A 17,177-nucleotide genomic window follows, 5' to 3' on the forward strand; every position below is an offset into this window, starting at 1 on the left:
ACCGGTGATGCCGTGTGAGCACCTCCGCTGAGGCGCCCCCTGCGCGGGAACTGATTGCCGCCGGTTTTCAGGACCTGGAGCGTGCACAGAAGTTCTTGGCCGAGCCCCAGCTGGAGGAGATCGACGCTGGCGCACTGACCCGCACCCTGCGCGAGGCGCCCGATGCGGATCAGGCGTTGCTGCTGCTGATCCGGCTGTTGGAACGTGCCCCTCAGGTGCAGGAACTTTTCACTGACGCAGCGGAGTCCTCCGGGTACAGGCAGGCTGTGCCGCTGATCAGGCTGCTGGGTACCTCCCAGGCCCTGGCCGAATTCCTCATACGCCACCCAGGTCAGACCAGCATTCTGTTCGAAAGTGCCCCCACCGGCGACGACCAGCCGACCATCGATTCTGCCGCGCCCGCTCTGCGCGGGACACTGATGGAAGCCGTACGGGCTGAACCGGACCTGGAGGACCCGCTGGCCGCACTCGACGAGGACTTCACCGCCCGAAACGCCGGGACTGCGCTGCGCATTGCCTACCGCCGCGAACTGACGCGCATCGCTCTGCGCGACCTCACCGTCGCAGACCCCCTCGACTATATGCCGCTGGTGGCGCGCCAGCTGGCGGATCTCGCCGCTGCGGCCATCGATGCCGCCCTCGCAGTGAGCCGCGCGCAGCTCAGCGCACGCCGAACTGAGGCCGGAGACCTGCAGCTCGCAGTGATCGGAATGGGCAAGTGTGGTGCAGGGGAGCTGAACTACATCTCTGATGTGGATGTGATCTTCGCCCACCGGTCCCCGGAGGGCCTCGACGCCGCAGATGCCAGTGAGCTGGCGGCGGTCTTGGCCAGCGGGATGACCAAAGTCATTATGGCCTCCGACGGGGAACCGGCCCTGTGGGAAGTCGATGCCAATCTGCGTCCCGAAGGTCGGGACGGGCCACTGTCACGCACGGTGGACTCGCACCGAGAGTACTACCGGCGGTGGGCCTCAGGGTGGGAGTTCCAAGCCCTGCTGAAGGCCCGTCCCATTGCAGGCAATGCGCGCCTCGGCGAAGAGTACATGGAGGCGATGGGTCCGCTGGTCTGGCAGGCCGCCGCGCGGGAGGGGTTCGTCCAGGACGTCCAGGCCATGCGCCGCCGGGTCTTCAGCAACATTCCCCACAGTACGGCGGACCGGGAGATCAAACTGGGCCGGGGCGGCTTGCGCGATATCGAATTCACCGTTCAGCTGTTGCAACTCGTCCACGGTCGGGTCGATGACAACCTCCGGATGCGCGACACGCTCTCTGCTATCGAGGCCCTCGGGACCGGAGAGTACGTCTCCAGCAAGGACCAGGAGGCGATGAGCCGGTGCTACCGGCAGCTGCGGCTGTATGAGCATCGCATTCAGATGTCGGATATGCGCCGGACGCATCTGATGCCGGTTCAGGATGCAGCCCTACGTGCGTTGGCTCATGCTGTCCGGGGACCAGGACAGTCCCGCCGGGCCGGGCCGAAGGATGTGCTTCAGGAGTGGCAGCGGGTCGTGCGAGAGGTTTCCACCTTCCACGAGACCATCTTCTACCGTCCGTTGCTCTCCACCACCGCTGTGCTGTCCGAGGACGAGGTCCGGCTCTCCGCGGCGGCGGTCGCCGATCGGCTCTCGGCATTGGGATTCGGCGACGCCGATGGGGCTCTGCGCCATATCGAGTCGCTCACCGCCGGGGTCTCGAGGAAAGCGACTCTGCAGAAGCGAATTCTGCCGATGATGCTGGGGTGGTTCGCCGAGGGGGTGGATCCGGATTACGGACTGCTGGCCTTCCGCCGGCTCAGCGAGTCGCTGGGCACCAGTCCCTGGTACTTGACGATGTTGAGGGACTCCTCAGTGGCTGCCGAGAGGCTCTGCCAGCTGCTGACCAGTTCACGGTTCATCTCCGACATGCTCGAACACCTCCCGGAGTCCGCCAAATGGCTGGGGGACGACGACGCGCTGGCGCCGCGCAGTTTCGAGACCCTCTGGACTGAGATGCAGAACGCCCTGCAGCGGCATGAAGGTGCTGCGCAGACCGCGGTCCGCCTCGCAAGGCTGATCCGGCAGCGCGAGCAGCTGCGCATCGCCATCTCTGACGCCTGTGGCCTGAGGGATCAGTCGAGTGTGGGGGCCGCGTTGGCCGATGTGGACCGCGTGACCACGCTGGGCGCACTGCGCGTGGCGGAGGAGGAAGTCTTCGCCTCGGAGGGCAGGCTGGTAGATTTCTTGGTCATTGCCATGGGGCGGCAAGGAGGCCAGGAAATCAGCTACGGCTCTGACATGGACGCCATGTTCGTGCATCGCCCGGTGGAGAGCGCGGATAAGGCAGCAGCCGACAAACAGGCCCAGAAACTGGCGCAGAAACTCACGCAGCTGCTCTCCAAACCCGTGAAGCCGGCCATCCGCGGTGAGTTTGCCCTTCAGCTCGACGCTGATCTCCGCCCGGAGGGCAAGCGTGGACCGTTGTCGAGGTCTCTGGAGTCCTACGAGGAGTACTACCGGCGTTGGATGGACGTATGGGAGCGGCAGGCTCTCCTGCGAGCCAGACCAGCGGCCGGCTCCGACTGGCTGGCGGTCGACTTCATGGAGCTGGTCGATGACGTCCGTTATGGGGAGCCTCCAACGAATCAGCAGCTGAGAGAAATCCGCCGAATCAAGGCCAGAGTGGAGGCGGAGCGGCTGCCCCGCGGCGCTGACCCGTCCCGGCACGTGAAATTGGGACGGGGCGGACTCTCGGATGTGGAGTGGTTGGTACAGCTGTATCAGCTCCAGTACGCGCATCAGCACCAAGGGCTGCGTACCACCGGGACACTGCAGACACTGGACGGGCTTGTTGAGGCGAAGCTGATGGCTCCTGCTGATGCTGACACGCTGGCAGAGGCCTGGAGGCTGTGCACCCAGGTGCGGTCCGGGATCATGATCTGGTCGGCCAGGGCGGCGGATGTGCTGCCCAGCTCACGCCGTGACCTCGAGGCAGTTTCCCGCTGGTGCGGATTCGGTCCCGGATGCTCAGCCGAGTTCGAGGACCACTACCTGCGCACCACTCGCCGGGCCCGTCAGGTGTTCGAACAGCACTTCTACTCCGCGGACTGAGTGGAGGCTTCCGGCGCGAAGTCCGCGAGGCGCCGTCTCAGCTGCGCGGTGAGGCGTTGCGGTCTGCCAGAATCCCGGTCGACCAGGACAAGCGTGGACTGCGCGGTGACTCGCGGCGACTTCTCGGCGGCACTGAGGGTCACCGCATAGTCAATGGTGAAGCTCGCGCCGCCGACCCTTGGGACCGACATGGCCACCTGCACTGGTTCCCTCTGGTAGGGCAGCTGTTGGCGATACTTGAGCTGAAAGTCCGCCACCAGCGCCCAGACCTGTTCGCTGGGCTCCAGCGGCGGGAAGACGGCTGCGCCTCCGGACTGGCCTGGGGCGTTCCAGAATGCCCGGGCTCGGGCCTCTTCCAGGATTCGCAGCACGGTCACATTGTTGACATGGCCATAGGGATCCTGGTCGCCCCACCGGAGTTCGATCGGCACCGTCACTGAAGTCATGTCCCGACCCTATCGGAGTGTCAGCCACCGGGCTCAGGTGCCAGCAGCGCGAGAGTCCGGTGCTGAACCTCCTCATCAGGGGCCATATTCACCAGCATGAGCTCGTCGGCGCCCACCTGGTCGGCAAATTCGTCCAACCACTGCACCACTTCATCCTGAGTCCCGGCGATCGTTCTGGTGAGCATCCCGAGCACCTGCTGCCCGGCCGGGTGGTCCCGCAGCTGAGTCACGTCCTCGGAGCTGAGCTGCTTGTGGCGGCCCAGCATGGTGCGGATCCACCCGTCCTCGGCCTTGCGCCGCTGCTGCCGCGCCGTGGCGGGGTCCTCATGTGCGATGACATTCGCTGCGGCGATGAAGTGCGGTTGGGCGTCGGGACAATGGAGAAACCCTTCGGCGGTGAAGCTCTCACGATATGTATGAGCCGCCTGCTCCAGCAGCTGTGGGGCGAAGTGGCTGGCGAAGGCAAAGGGGAGGCCCAGCCGCCCGGCCAATTGCGCGCCGTAGAGGGAGGATCCCAGAATGTACAAAGGCACGTGGGTAGCGCGCCCCGGGTATGCTTCGACGCCGGGAACCCGGCTGTGTCCTGCGAGGTAGGCGGCGAGCTCCATGACGTCTTCGGGGAATCTGTCGGCCTCGGTGCCGTCTCGGCGCAGAGCACGTACGGTGGCACCGTCGGTGCCCGGCGCCCGCCCCAGTCCCAGGTCAATCCGCCCGGGAAACAGCGTCTCCAAGGTCCCGAATTGCTCGGCGATCACCAACGGTGAGTGGTTGGGCAGCATGATCCCACCGGCCCCCACTCGCACCTGTGTGGTGCCTGCGGCAATGTGCTGGATCAGTAGGGCGGTGGCGGAACTGGCCACGTGCGGCATGTTGTGGTGCTCAGCGAACCAGATCCTGGTGTAGCCCAGAGAGTCTGCCGTCTGGGCCAGGCGAAGCGAGCGAGCGAACCCTTCGGAGATGGATTCGTGGTTACGGACGCGGGCGAGGTCCAGCAGGGACAGTGGCCGCGAGGCAGTGGCAGTCATAGTCGGTACAACCAGGACGGCACCGGAGGTTCATCCGGCTCCACCTCAGCTGACAGCGGAATCGTCTGGTGCGGCAGCCAGAATCGTCCGGTGCACCTCGGCTGCACTCACGGGCCTGAAGTCCCACTGATCCACCCCGACATTGACCTGGACTGATCCCCGGGGCGTGAGCTGGGTCTGCCATTCGGTGTGGACGTGACCGCAGAGGAGCGGATGGCCCAAATCTCGGTAGCGGAATCGTTCGTGGCGGTCCTGTTGGCTGTGGGACTCCCCGCTGTAGGGGTAGTGCGAGAGGAGAACCCGCAGCTCCTCGCCGTCGGGAGTCACCGGCGGCAGATACGTTTCGGCCTGGGTCACCGCAACGGTGAATCCAGCTTCCAGGTACGCCGGCAGGTGCAGATGCCCGTCGCGCTGTGTGGGGGAGCAGCGTTCATGATTGCCGATGACCAAGTATTTGGTGCCATTGAGTTGTGGAAGGAGGCTGAGCCCGCGGGCGTAATCCTTCATCGCGTAATCGCCCAGCACCCAGACTTCGTCTTCGGCGCTGACCGTCTCGTTCCACCGGCTGATCAGCATCTGGTCCATGTCATCGAGATCGCTGACGGGCCTGTCGCAGTAGCGGATGATATTGGCGTGGCCGATGTGCTGGTCGCTGGTGAAGTAAGTCGTCAACGGCGTCGTCTCTCTTCTGCGATCTCTGCGGACCGGTAGAGCCGGTCAGTGCGCCGGCAGGTTCACTGGCGGGTCAAAGGGGCTGATCAGCACTGTACCGGATTGCTGGCAATTGCCTTGGCGGAGCTAGCCCGTCCGTCTCAGTCCCTGGCTTTCGTGGAGCATCTGGGGCCCGGGGACCATGGGCTACAGTTTGGTTATGGGTCGCTCCCACTATCGACTAGCTCACCCCATGGTGCTGCTGGCGGCCGGGGCGCTGTTGGTCGCTGGCATCCTCTTAGTTCTCGGCCACGATCAGTCAGTGGCCATTCTCGCCACCGGGGTGATTGCATTTGTCGTGGCGGTCACCGCCAAGGACATGATAAAGCACATGATGCGCGGGCATTGGGGCTTGGACATCCTCGCAGTTGTGGCAATGGTGGCCACGGTACTTGTCGGGGAATACTTGGCCGGACTCATCATCGTGCTCATGCTTACCGGGGGTGAGGCCTTGGAGAAAATGGCAGAGAATAAGGCCAGCCGGGAACTGGATACATTGATCAGCAGAGCCCCGGCCTTCGCTCACCGGAGGAAACCACAGGACGGTCAGATCGTGCGTATCCCGGTCGATGACGTCCAGGTCGGTGACGTTCTGTTGGTGCGGTCGTCCGAAGTGTTGCCGGTTGACGGGGTGGTGCTTTCGGAACGGGCAACGGTGGATGAATCCTCAGTGACCGGGGAGCCCATCCCGGTGACTCGGCTCAGAGGTGCCCAGGTGCTCTCCGGAGCGGTCAATGGGAGCGAAACTTTTTCCATGCGGGCCACAGCCACGGCAGCTGATTCCCACTATGCCTCCATCGTCCAACTGGTCCGGGAGGCGGTGGCCTCCCGGGCACCCATTGTTCGGTTGGCAGATCGCTACGCGGTACCCTTCACCGCAGTATCCCTGTTGATAGCCGGAATCGCGTGGTACCTCTCCGGTGACCCAGTGCGATTTGCCGAGGTATTGGTGGTCGCTACACCCTGCCCGTTGCTCATCGCTGCGCCAGTGGCGTTCATGGGTGGCATGAGCTCCGCTGCCCGAGTCAACGTCATCGTTAAGGAAGGTGGGACGTCAGAGAAACTGGCCCGGCTCCGAGCTGCTGGCTTGGACAAGACCGGGACGCTGACCCAGGGACGCCCGGTTGTCACCGGCATTCGCGGATACAGTCGCTCGGCGGCAGACACGTTGGCGCACGCCGCAGCCGCCGAGCAGTACTCAGTGCATGTCTTTGCCGAGCCGATCATAAGGGTGGCCCGAGAGCAGGGATTGGATCTGCCGCCGGTCCGCTCAGCGGAGGAACTTGCCACCAACGGGGTGGCTGCCGTGTTGGCTGACGGATCTGAGGTAAGAGTCGGTAAAGCACGTTTCGTGCAGGAGGTCACCGATCACGACCCGGAATTGAACTTGGAGCCCGGCGTCGCGGCGGTGCATGTCGCCGTCGCTGGCAAATTGGCAGGAGTGTTGCTGCTCTCGGACCCGGTGAGGGAGGATGCCTCGGAGACGTTGAAGCTCCTGCGGGAGCAAGGCATCACCGACATCTTCATGGTGACCGGTGACGTGGAATCCACGGCACGCTCTGTCGGGGACGCGGTCGGCATCCAACGGATCTACGCGGAGATGACGCCCCAGCAGAAGGTGGAAGTGGTGCAGTCGAACACTTCTCGCCCGGTCCTGATGGTGGGAGACGGGATTAACGATGCTCCGGTATTGGCGGCCTCCGACGTCGGGGTGGCCATGGGTGCCCGAGGGGCGACGGCGGCCAGTGAGTCGGCTTCGGCCGTCATTACCTCCGACAGCCTGGCCCGACTGCCTGACGTGATTGACATCTCGAAACGCACCGTCCGTATCGCCCTGCAGAGCATCTGGTTGGGCATAGTCATCTCGGTAGCTTTAATGCTGGTAGCTGCTGTGGGCTACCTGCCGGCAGTAGCAGGTGCCCTGTTACAGGAGGTCGTGGACTTGGTCGCCATCGTGAGTGCTCTGCGTGCGCTGTCGACACACAAGAAAGTTCCCAGCGTGCGGCGGAATGTTGCTTCACCAGAGCTGCATTCGGCACGCCCAGGCGCCATAGGCCCTTCATAATCTGGCCCGCGCAATCTGCCTCCGGCAGCGGACAGGGAGCTCCCCGGACGGCCACACCCGCGCGGCGGTCGAATTGACGACGCACAGTTCGGTCCTGGACGTCTTGGAGGTGAATTTCACACCCTCGGTGAGGAGTATTGTGGGCCTCAGTCGCGAACTACGGACCTCCGGGAGGCAACGGTGAAGCACACCCCCAGCGAAGTGCCGACTGGTCGCCGGCCCGGGCCCACGTTCACCGTCACGGGAATGTGGACGGACACATTAGGCCGGCTGGGGATCCGGGCAGCGCAGCTGCTGCTTGTCGGCACAGTCGCAGGCGCGCTTGTTTTCGCCCTACTGGGTCTCACAGTGGTCGTGATCCCCACGCTGATCGCGATCATCCTGGCCTGCGCGCTGTGGCCCTTGGTGCGTCGGTCACGCCGAATCATGTCGAATGTGCTCGCCGCCTGGGCGGTCTTTCTCGGTGCTCTGCTCGTGCTGGGCGGCGTCGGCACCGGTCTGGTCTTCTCGGTCATCAATGAGTGGCCGAACCTTGTGAAGCAAGCGGTCGAGGGGTTCAACCAGCTGCGCCAGGTGGCTGAGGACGTAATGGGGGATGTCGGTCTCACCGTCGATCAGGAACAGATTGACGATGCTATTGAGACGGTGACGGCATTTCTGACCAGCGCTGAATTCGGCACCGGCGCGGTCATGACGATCAGTGCCGCCGGCACCTTCTTCACCGGGTTGATTCTCCTGCTGATCTTCCTGTTCTTCTTCCTCAAAGACGGCGACCGCATCTGGGCGTTCTTCATTTCCTGGACACCGCTGCACGTCCGGGAGAAATGGATCGCGTCAGGGGATCAGGTTCAGCACATCTTTGGCGGCTATATCCGAGGGACTGCCATTATTGCTGCTGCTGACGCTGTAGGTATTACTGTGGCTCTGCTGATCCTGCAGGTGCCGCTGGCCCTGCCGCTGGGCGTCATCGTGTTCCTTGGCGGCTTTATCCCGATCGTCGGTGCCACCGTCGCAGGTGCGCTTGCGACCCTGGTGGCCCTGGTCGCCAATGGCCCGGTAGTTGCGCTGATCGTGCTGGCGGTGGTCATCGTGGTCCAACAGCTGGAGAGCAACTTCCTGCAGCCGGTGGTCATGGCCCAGACTCTGCACCTGCACGCATTGGTGATCCTGATGGCGCTGACCGGCGGCACGGTACTGAGCGGCATTGTGGGTGCCGTACTCGCGGTCCCGCTGGCGGCCGCGGCCTGGGGGGTCATCAAGGTCTGGACCGGTCGCGACACCGAAGATGGCGCTGCCCCGGTTCAGGACGCGCAGGGGGACATTGCCGAGGCACACGATCCTCACTCCACGGAGACGAAGGATGAGCAGGAGGCGGAGGTTGACAACTGAGGCCAGACACCAAGTGCCCCGCGCAGCAACTGCATCACTGCTTGCTGCGCGGGGCACTTAGGCGCAAGTGGGTCACACGCTGAAGTAGAGCTCGAATTCGTAGGGATTCGGGCGCAGATTCAGCGGCTCAATCTCTTCTTCCCGCTTGTACTCGATCCAGGCCTCGATCAGTTCAGCAGTGAACACGCCGCCTTCAAGCAGGAAGTCGTGGTCGGCCTCCAGGGCTGCCAATGCCTCATCCAGGGTGGCCGGAGCCTGCGGAATGTTCTTCAGCTCCTCCGGGGGGAGCTCGTAGAGGTCTTTGTCCACCGGCTCGTGCGGCTCAATCCGGTTCTTGATGCCGTCCAGCCCGGCCATGAGCATGGCAGAGAAGGCCAGGTACGGGTTGCCCGAGGCGTCCGGTGCACGGAACTCCAGGCGCTTCGCCTTGGGGTTCGAGCCAGTGATCGGGATACGAATCGCAGCCGAGCGGTTCCCCTGGGAGTACACCAGTGAAACCGGGGCCTCATAGCCCTTCACCAGGCGCTTGTATGAGTTGACCGTGGGATTGGTGAAGGCCAGCAGTGCGTGGGCATGCTTGAGCAGTCCGCCGATGTACCACCGTGCGGTGTCAGAGAGGTTCGCGTATCCGGTCTCGGAGAAGAACAGCGGCTCGCCCTCGGACCACAGGGACTGGTGGACGTGCATCCCTGAGCCATTCTCGCCGAAGATGGGCTTAGGCATAAACGTGGCAGCCATGCCGTAGTTCGCAGCAGTGTTCTTCACCACGTACTTGAACTTTTGGACGTCGTCAGCTGAGAGAGTCAGGGTGTTGAACTTGTAGTTGATCTCCTGCTGCCCGGGGCCGCCGACCTCATGATGTGAACGCTCCACAGACAGGCCTGCGCGCTCCAGGGCCAGCACGATCTCGTCGCGGACCTCAGCCGACTGGTCCTGCGGGGAGACCGGGTAGTACCCACCCTTGGTGGCCATCTTGTGTCCGCCGGGTCCTTCGGCGAACTCGTCTGCTGACCCCCAGATCGCTTCCTTGGAGTCGAGGGAGTAGAAGGAGTGCTCCGGCGATGACTTGAACGCCACTTTGTCGAAGAGGAAGAATTCGGCCTCGGGGCCGAAGAAGGCGGTGTCGGCAATGCCGGAAGAGGCCAGGTACTCCTCCGCCTTCTGAGCCACACCACGGGGATCGCGCGCATAGGGGTCACCTGTGCGGGGGTTGACGATGGAGAACGTCATGATCAGGGTCTTGGCTTGGCGGTACTCGTCCACATAGGCAGTCGAGGGGTCCGGGATCAGCTGCATATCAGAGTCCTGAATGCCCTGGAAGCCACGGATGGAGGACCCGTCAAAGAGCTGGCCGTCTTCGAAGAAGTCGAGGTCCACGGTGTGTGCAGGTACGTTGAAGTGGTGCTGCAGACCGGGCAGATCGGTGAAGCGGACATCGACGAATTGGACGCCCTCCTTCTCGATGAAATCCAGGACTTCCTGAGGGCTTGAGAACATGAGCGATGAGCTCCTTCGGCGAGTTCGCGTACGGGGTTACCGGTACTTACCCTACAGAGGTTTGAGTTTCTCGCCCGTCACACAAATGTTTCGAACATGTTACAGAGTCTTCACGCTGGTCCTGGCCGTAGACTGGTGCGTTGTGAGTACGAAGGGATTTCAGAACGACGGGGCCTCCTCCGGGTACCCGGGGGACACGCTGGGGCTCCCACCATCTGGCCCCGGGGCACTGGCCCCATGGGGGCGGCGGGTCTTGGCGCTGTTCATCGACTGGGGCATTGCCTCCGTCATCTCTTTGGCCTGGTTCAACTCCGATGTCTGGGTCACCCTCGGTGTCTTCCTGCTGTTCCACGCACTGATGGTGGGCTTCCTCGGGGTCTCCCCGGGCAAGCGGCTGGTTCGGCTGCAGGTGGTCCGCCTCCACAAGAGCCAGGCCGCAACAGTCCCAGGGCCGCACTGGGCCTCATTGCGGGGGCTCCTGCTGCTGCTGGTCATCCCGGCGCTGGTGATCTCCCCAGATGGGCGCGGGTTGCATGACAGAATGACGGGGACAGTACAGGTCATCATGTGAGGCACTTCATGAGGCGAACCGTAGGCGCTTTAGGGTTTATGGGAGTCCTCGTGACCAGTTCCTGCGCGGTGGCCCCCGAGGCGCCTGAGCCGCAGAGCGCACCGATGACCGTTGCGGTGCCGGAGGCAGAATATGACACCGGCAGCCCCACCGGAGATGCGCCTGCGGATCAAGAACCTGGGGAGACCTCCTTGACGGAAGCCCACCCTGCGGAGCTGCCCCGTGCCAGCAGCACCTCGCTTGAGCCCGTGGGCACGATCAGTGAACCCGCCATGAGCCCGAAATCAGTGGTGGCCAACGATCACGGTCTGGCCATCGCCAATAACATGATGTATCACAACTCCGTGACGGTGTATGACACGCGGACCGGTGACCTGATCCAGGAACTGCCCGGCAGCGTCAGTCCGAGCAGCTTCGGCCTGGAAGGCTACCCCGACACTGTGCAGGGTGCGCCCGTGGAAGCCACGTGGACAGCCGACGGAGAGTACGCCTACGTCTCGCAGTATCGTCTGGCCGGGTTGGGAGCCGCGGCCTACGACGACTGCCGCAATGGCTCGGCCGTGGCTCCCTCGGCAGTCTTCCGGTACAGCGTCCAGGAGGAAGGATGGGACCAGTTCATCGAGGTGGGCCGGGTACCCAAGGCCCAGGCGCTGACGCCGGATGAGTCGCGGCTGCTGGTGACGAACTGGTGCGACTTCGACCTCTCGGTGATCGAGACGGCCACTGGGGTGGAGGAACGGCGCGTGCCGCTGAGCTCCCAGCCCCGCGGGATCGCGGTGATGCCGGACAATCGCACCGCGTACGTGGCGGCCATGTATGCCAACGAGTTGTGGAAGGTGGACCTAGACACCGGCAGCGCTGAGGTCATTCACCGCGGCGCCGAGCTACCGCGTCATCTGGTCCTGTCACCTGAATCTGATGTGCTCTATGTGACCTTCAGCCGTTCAGACCTGCTGCTGGCCTTCGACACCAGCACGGACGAAGTGATCCACACTGCCGACACCGGGCGCGAAGCACGGACCATGGACATCTCCGCAGACGGCACCGCCCTGTACGTGGTGAATTACTTTGAGGACACCGTCTCCAAGTTCGACGCTGGCACTCTGGAGGAGATCGACCGGCGCAGCACCGGGCACCGGCCGATCGGCGTCACCTACGATGCATCGACCGGGAGTGTATGGGTGGCCAATTACTCCGGCAGCATTACGGTCTTCGACGACACCGCGCTGCGATAGTCCGCAGTTCCGGACGGTCGCAGGCCACGGGTGAGGTAACGGGCGCGGTAACGATCGAACACCTGGGTTGCGGCGACCATCGTGAGGGCGGAGCCCAGCATATGCAGCCAGACTAAGCCGATGGGGAGGCCAGCAAAGTACTGCCAGTAACCCAATGCGCCCTGGGTCACAATGATCGCTATGAGGAACCATGCCGCTCGGTGCTGGTGGGTGGAGGTCTTCAGACGGGTCTGGGCCACCACAATGACGACCGCAGCGGCGCAGAGCATGTAGACCGGGACCACATGCAGCTGGGTGACCAGATGCAGTTCGAAGTTGTGCCGCGGAGAGTTCGGGTCGCCGGCATGCGGTCCGGTCCCGGTGACGATTGTGCCCAGCACTAGGGACACCCACGCGGTGACCAGCACGACACCGGCCATGGAGCGAGTCAGGTTGCTGGTTTGCCCGTCGACAATGGGATGTCCCGGCTCACCGCGGTGGGCCAGTTCAGCGTTGATCCTGGTCAGTAGCTGAGTGGCGATCAGCACCAGGCCGGCAGATGCCAGGAAGTGCAGCGCCACCACCCAGGGGTTGAGGTTCGTCCAGACGGTGATTCCCCCGATGATGCCCTGCAGCGGAATGCCGAATCCGATGATGATCGTGCGTACCACCAGCGCCCGGTGGCTGGACCAGAGTCTGATAACGGCCAGAAACATGGCGACGCTGATCAGGATCAGCACATAGGTCAGGAGACGGTTCCCGAACTCGATGGCGCCGTGGATGCCCATTTCAGGAGTTGAGACCCAGGAGTCAGCAGTGCAGCGCGGCCACTCGGGGCATCCCAGCCCGGAATCGGTGAGCCGGACTGCCCCGCCGGTGAGGATGATGCCGATGTTGGAGATCAAAGTGGCCCAGGCAAGAGCCTTCGTCAGTCGGGAGATACGCCCGGGGAGGCGGCGGCGGATTACTTCCATGTGAACCACTTCCGTGCTGCGGCTATTGCCACCAGTGCCCAGGTGGCGAGGATCAGGACAGGAACTGCGGCCAGGTGACCGTCCACAGTTGCGCCGCGGACGGCCTCACCCAGCGCCGCAGAGGGCAGCGCCAGCAGCAGCGCGCCCGCGCCGTGGTGGTCCAGCGGCAGCACAGCGCCCCCGGCGGCTCCCATGAGCACCCAGGCCACATTCGCCAGAGCCAGGGTGGCCTCCGCGCGGACCGTCCCGGCCAGCAGCAGGCCCAACGCGGTGAAGGCCGCGGCGCCGATGACGAGTACGACCGCAAGCCACAGGATGCCCAGCGGTTCTGGGGACCAGCCCAAAACCGCTCCTGAGGCACCGAGCACCACCACCTGGACAGCGATGACGCACAGGACTGCGAGGGACTTCCCCAGGATCAGGCCGGTGGCCCCCAGGGGAGTGGTCGCCAGATAGGCCAGCACACCATACTGGCGTTCGAAGCCGGTGGCGATGGCCGCGCCGGTGAACGCCGAGGCCATCACCGCCAGACTCAGCACCCCCGGGGTGATGATGTCGATTCCGGGAACGACGTCGGTGACGGCGTGAGCCCGGTGCAGTCCCAAGAGCACCAGCAGCGGCAGGATCAGGGAGACGAGGAGCTGTTCGCCGTTGCGAAGGGTCAGGCGCGCTTCGTAGAGACCATGTGCAAGAATCCGGCGGTGCGCTGCAGCTGGCTGGGAACGGCGCTGTGCCTCGGTGTCAGGGGCACTCACGGTGACGACACCTCCCAGAAGACGTCCTCCAGCGTGCGGGCTTCGAAGCTTATCTCAGCGGGAAACAGGCCGTTGCGCTCCCACCATCGAGCCAGTTCGGTCAGGTCCGCTGGCGAGGTGATTGACGGGACCCCCCAGCGGGCTCCTGCCCGGTTGGCGTGGCTGTCAAGCTCGAGGGCGAAGGGCGCGTCGTCGAGCTCTGCGCGGGTCACGGCCCGGGGCGCGGCAAAGCTCAACCGGCGCACCGCACTGCTGTGCTGTTCCCCTGCGGAGCCGGTGAGTTCGGAGACGGTCCCGTGGCGCACCACGGCACCGTCTTTGAGGATGTACACGGCATCCGCCAAGTGCTGAGCCTCTTCCAGAAGATGCGTGGTGAGCACGATCCCGATTCCGCTGCTGCGCAGGTGCTCAATGAGCGCAAAGACCAGTTGTCGCGACTGTGGGTCCAGCCCGGCAGACGGTTCGTCGAGGAAAACCAGCTCGGGGTCGCCGATCAGGGCCGCGGCCAGCGCCACCCGCTGCTTCTGTCCGCCGGAGAGGCGCCGGATGGTGGTGCCCAAGAACGCGGAGAGGTCCAGACGTTCGATCAGGTCTTCCAACGGCCAGGGATCGCGGTGGAGGGTAGCCACATGCTTCAGCAGGGTGCGCGGTTTGACCGACTGGGGGAGGCCACCGTCTTGGAGCATGACACCTACGCGGGCGCGCAGCTGGGCCCCGGCCCGGTAAGGGTCCTGGCCGAGCAGCTGCACGGTTCCCGCCGAAGGTCGCAGTAGACCCTGGGCGCAGGAGAGGGTCGTGGTCTTGCCTGCACCGTTGGGTCCGATGATCACAGTCACTTCACCCTGCCGAGCAGTCAGATCCACGCCTGCGAGGATCTCTGTCACTCCCCGGGCGGAGGAGGCGGTGCCGACGGCATAGCGCACGTTGGCGAGATGCAAACAGGCGGGGGAGAAGGACACCGCCATAGTCTAACGTTTTCTACGCGCCGTAGAATCCGGGGACCTGGACAGATACGTGGCAGCAGAAGCGGATCAGCACGCTCTTTAGGGTGGCCTTGCTAGACCGCTAGTTCTGAATAGGTCACAATTGAGTCATGAAATTCGACGGCGACGCTGCTTCCGCTGCGCCCGATGCGGACGCGCGGGAGCTCGACGGCACCACGCGGCAGCGGGTGCTGCAGCTCGTCGTGGAAAAAGGGCCGATCAGCGCCGCCCAGCTGGGCCGCGAGCTGGATCTCACCGCGGCAGCAGTGCGGCGACACCTGGATGCGATGACGGAACAGGGCCTCGTGGAGATCAAGGCAGTCTCCAGCCGGCGCCAGGGCGCGGGGCGACCCTCTCGCCGTTACGTGATCTCCTCCCGTGGCCAGCAAGAGCTCGGTGACGACTACCTCCGCCTAGTGCGCACCGCGCTGGCCGTCATCGATGACGATGACAAAGATGCCGCGGCGAAATCGCTGGCAGAGGCATACTTCGCTGATTTCGAGCAGCGCTACGCTCCGCAGCTTGAGCAGATCCAAGATCTGGATGAGCGGACTGAAAAACTGTCCACCCTGTTCAGCGCTGATGGCTTCGCCGGCTTCACACGTTTGGTGGGCCGGGACAACCCGCTGCTGGCCATGCAGTCGACCCAGTTGTGCCAAGGGCACTGCCCGGTGCGGGAAATAGCTGCCGCCCATCCGGTGTTCTGTGAAGAGGAGACTGCGATGATCGCTCGGCTGCTGGATGTCGATGTGCGCAGGCTCTCCACCCAGGCCGCCGGGGCCCACGTATGCACCACACATGTGCCGGTAGGCCGCGAACGGCTAGCCGCCGCCCGCGCAGACAGCGCCCGAGCCGGTGCACAAGAGACTTCACAGACCGGACGTACCGCCGGTCGTAAGAGAATCGTGATTTCCCCGCGTCAACAAGAGAGGTTGTCATGACCGAGCAGATTGCACGAGCAGAGGAAGTTCTGCGTCACACCGAGGATCCCAGCGTCATTCAGAAGGTGCTGGATGACAACCCTGAGCTGAAGGGTCTGGGCACCTACGAGTATGGTTGGGCCGATTCGGACACCGCCGGCGCCGCAGCGCGGCGCGGAATCGACACCAGTGTCGTCGAAGACATCTCAAGCAAGAAGTCCGAGCCGGAGTGGATGCTGAAGCTGCGGAAGAAGGGTCTGCGGTACTTCGAGCGCAAGCCCCAGCCCACCTGGGGTGCCGACCTGTCAGACATTGACTTTGACAACATCAAGTACTTCGTTCGTTCCACCGAGAAGCAGGCCCAGACCTGGGAAGATCTGCCGGAGGACATCCGGAACACCTACGAGAAGCTCGGTATCCCCGAAGCTGAGCGCGAGCGGCTGGTCTCCGGCGTGGCGGCTCAATACGAGTCAGAAGTGGTCTACCACCAGATTCGCGAGGATCTTGAGGAGCAGGGTGTCATCTTTATGGACACCGACACCGCCCTGAAGGAGCACCCCGAATTCTTCGAGGAGTACTTCGGCTCGGTGATTCCTGTCGGGGACAATAAGTTCGCCGCACTGAACACCGCGGTATGGTCCGGAGGCAGCTTCGTCTACGTGCCCAAGGGTGTTCATGTGGAGATCCCACTGCAGGCCTACTTCCGGATCAACACCGAGAACATGGGTCAGTTTGAGCGGACCCTGATCATCGCCGATGAGGACTCCTACGTCCACTACATCGAAGGCTGCACGGCCCCGATCTACAACACTGATTCACTGCACTCCGCTGTGGTGGAAATCATTGTAAAGAAGAACGCCCGCGTGCGTTACACGACCATCCAGAACTGGTCCACCAACGTCTACAACCTCGTCACCAAGCGCGCGGTGGTGGACGCCGGCGGGACGATGGAGTGGATCGACGGCAACATCGGGTCCAAAGTCACTATGAAGTACCCGGCGGTGTACCTCACTGGCGAACATGCCAAGGGGGAGACCCTTTCGGTCGCGTTTGCCGGTGCCGGCCAGCATCAGGACACCGGCTCCAAGATGGTCCATATGGCCCCGAACACCTCCAGCTCCATCGTGTCCAAGTCAGTGGCACGATCTGGCGGCCGCGCCTCCTACCGTGGGCTGGTCCAGATCAACCCCGAGGCCAAGGGGTCGGCGAATTCGGTGGTCTGTGACGCCCTCCTGGTGGACACCATCTCCAAGACGGACACCTACCCCTATATCGATATTCGTGAGGATGACGTCACCCTCGGCCATGAGGCGACCGTCTCCAAGGTCTCCGAGGACCAGCTGTTCTACCTCATGTCCCGCGGGCTGGCCGAAGACGAAGCCATGGCCATGATCGTGCGCGGCTTCATCGAACCGATCGCCCGGGAGCTGCCCATGGAGTACGCGCTGGAGCTCAACCGTCTTATCGAGCTGCAGATGGAAGGCTCCGTCGGCTAGTTCGCGCGCTGCGCTTACTCGATGTCGCCGTATACAGTCCTGCCT

General features: G+C 63.8%; 14 protein-coding genes. 7 read left to right on the plus strand and 7 right to left on the minus strand.

Going from position 1 to position 17,177, the window contains the following annotated elements; all coding sequences use genetic code 11:
• Positions 1–14: 14 nt before the first annotated feature.
• Positions 15–3,086, plus strand: a complete 3,072-nt coding sequence (locus FEF27_RS02365) for a bifunctional [glutamine synthetase] adenylyltransferase/[glutamine synthetase]-adenylyl-L-tyrosine phosphorylase (RefSeq protein ID WP_138169218.1) — start codon at positions 15–17, stop codon at positions 3,084–3,086.
• Here the strand turns inward: FEF27_RS02365 and FEF27_RS02370 are convergent.
• The 3 genes from FEF27_RS02370 to FEF27_RS02380 are packed head-to-tail and all read right to left on the minus strand — an operon-like array spanning position 3,071 to position 5,229.
• Positions 3,071–3,532 (minus strand): acyl-CoA thioesterase, encoded by a 462-nt coding sequence (locus tag FEF27_RS02370; protein ID WP_138169219.1) that lies wholly within the window; start codon positions 3,530–3,532, stop codon positions 3,071–3,073. The two genes, FEF27_RS02365 and FEF27_RS02370, sit on opposite strands and share 16 nt — an antisense overlap.
• A gap of 20 nt (positions 3,533–3,552) precedes the next feature.
• A complete protein-coding gene (locus tag FEF27_RS02375; RefSeq protein WP_138169220.1) occupies positions 3,553–4,557 on the minus strand; it encodes an LLM class flavin-dependent oxidoreductase in 1,005 nt (334 codons plus the stop codon).
• Positions 4,558–4,602: 45 nt separating this feature from the next.
• Entirely contained in the window at positions 4,603–5,229 is a 627-nt protein-coding gene (locus FEF27_RS02380) for a metallophosphoesterase (RefSeq protein WP_138169221.1), read from the minus strand.
• A gap of 199 nt (positions 5,230–5,428) precedes the next feature.
• Between FEF27_RS02380 and FEF27_RS02385 the strand changes: the two genes are divergently transcribed.
• Both FEF27_RS02385 and FEF27_RS02390 read left to right on the plus strand, forming a co-directional pair.
• Entirely contained in the window at positions 5,429–7,333 is a 1,905-nt protein-coding gene (locus tag FEF27_RS02385; RefSeq protein WP_138169222.1) for a heavy metal translocating P-type ATPase, read from the plus strand.
• Positions 7,334–7,513: 180 nt separating this feature from the next.
• Positions 7,514–8,722, plus strand: coding sequence for an AI-2E family transporter (locus FEF27_RS02390; RefSeq protein ID WP_243728971.1), 1,209 nt, complete (start codon positions 7,514–7,516; stop codon positions 8,720–8,722).
• A 72-nt stretch (positions 8,723–8,794) separates the two neighbouring features.
• On the opposite strand, the gene glnA is transcribed toward FEF27_RS02390, so the two are convergent.
• The gene (gene glnA, locus FEF27_RS02395; RefSeq protein WP_138169223.1) at positions 8,795–10,219 is read right to left on the minus strand and encodes a type I glutamate--ammonia ligase; all 1,425 of its coding nucleotides are present in this window, start codon (positions 10,217–10,219) and stop codon (positions 8,795–8,797) included.
• A 142-nt stretch (positions 10,220–10,361) separates the two neighbouring features.
• On the opposite strand from glnA, the gene FEF27_RS02400 reads away from it, so the two are divergent.
• Complete coding sequence (locus FEF27_RS02400; protein WP_208009588.1) at positions 10,362–10,790, plus strand: RDD family protein; 429 nt, start codon at positions 10,362–10,364, stop codon at positions 10,788–10,790.
• 50 nt (positions 10,791–10,840) lie between these two features.
• On the plus strand, positions 10,841–12,025 hold the full coding sequence (locus FEF27_RS02405; RefSeq protein ID WP_138169224.1) for a YncE family protein: 1,185 nt from the start codon (positions 10,841–10,843) through the stop codon (positions 12,023–12,025).
• On the opposite strand, the gene FEF27_RS02410 is transcribed toward FEF27_RS02405, so the two are convergent.
• Genes FEF27_RS02410 through FEF27_RS02420 form a run of 3 tightly spaced genes read right to left on the minus strand, consistent with a single transcriptional unit; the run spans position 11,980 to position 14,692 of the window.
• The gene (locus FEF27_RS02410; protein WP_138169225.1) at positions 11,980–12,978 is read right to left on the minus strand and encodes a COX15/CtaA family protein; all 999 of its coding nucleotides are present in this window, start codon (positions 12,976–12,978) and stop codon (positions 11,980–11,982) included. The genes FEF27_RS02405 and FEF27_RS02410 overlap by 46 nt on opposite strands.
• The gene (locus FEF27_RS02415; protein WP_138169226.1) at positions 12,969–13,733 is read right to left on the minus strand and encodes an ABC transporter permease; all 765 of its coding nucleotides are present in this window, start codon (positions 13,731–13,733) and stop codon (positions 12,969–12,971) included. The genes FEF27_RS02410 and FEF27_RS02415 overlap by 10 nt, the downstream gene beginning before the upstream one ends.
• Positions 13,730–14,692 carry an ABC transporter ATP-binding protein gene (locus FEF27_RS02420; RefSeq protein WP_243728972.1) on the minus strand — a complete coding sequence of 321 codons (963 nt, stop codon included), beginning with the start codon at positions 14,690–14,692 and terminating at the stop codon, positions 13,730–13,732. The genes FEF27_RS02415 and FEF27_RS02420 overlap by 4 nt, the downstream gene beginning before the upstream one ends.
• 134 nt (positions 14,693–14,826) lie before the next feature.
• Here FEF27_RS02420 and FEF27_RS02425 point away from each other — a divergent pair, with 134 nt between their 5' ends.
• A complete protein-coding gene (locus FEF27_RS02425) occupies positions 14,827–15,657 on the plus strand; it encodes a helix-turn-helix transcriptional regulator (protein WP_138169227.1) in 831 nt (276 codons plus the stop codon).
• Positions 15,654–17,132: a Fe-S cluster assembly protein SufB gene (gene sufB / locus FEF27_RS02430; RefSeq protein WP_138169228.1), complete on the plus strand. Its 1,479-nt coding sequence runs from the start codon at positions 15,654–15,656 to the stop codon at positions 17,130–17,132. The genes FEF27_RS02425 and sufB overlap by 4 nt, the downstream gene beginning before the upstream one ends.
• Positions 17,133–17,177 lie beyond the last annotated feature (45 nt).

The sequence above is a fragment of the Nesterenkonia sphaerica genome (assembly GCF_005771565.1).
GTDB classification, from domain to species: Bacteria; Actinomycetota; Actinomycetes; order Actinomycetales; family Micrococcaceae; genus Nesterenkonia; species Nesterenkonia sphaerica.

Coding starts and splice junctions, on each gene's coding strand:
- FEF27_RS02370 (WP_138169219.1), bottom strand. CDS start 3,532: ATGACTTCAGTGACGGTGCCGATCGAACTCCGGTGGGGCGACCAGGAT.
- FEF27_RS02375 (WP_138169220.1), bottom strand. CDS start 4,557: ATGACTGCCACTGCCTCGCGGCCACTGTCCCTGCTGGACCTCGCCCGC.
- FEF27_RS02385 (WP_138169222.1), top strand. CDS start 5,429: ATGGGTCGCTCCCACTATCGACTAGCTCACCCCATGGTGCTGCTGGCG.
- glnA (WP_138169223.1), bottom strand. CDS start 10,219: ATGTTCTCAAGCCCTCAGGAAGTCCTGGATTTCATCGAGAAGGAGGGC.
- FEF27_RS02410 (WP_138169225.1), bottom strand. CDS start 12,978: ATGGAAGTAATCCGCCGCCGCCTCCCCGGGCGTATCTCCCGACTGACG.
- FEF27_RS02425 (WP_138169227.1), top strand. CDS start 14,827: ATGAAATTCGACGGCGACGCTGCTTCCGCTGCGCCCGATGCGGACGCG.
- sufB (WP_138169228.1), top strand. CDS start 15,654: ATGACCGAGCAGATTGCACGAGCAGAGGAAGTTCTGCGTCACACCGAG.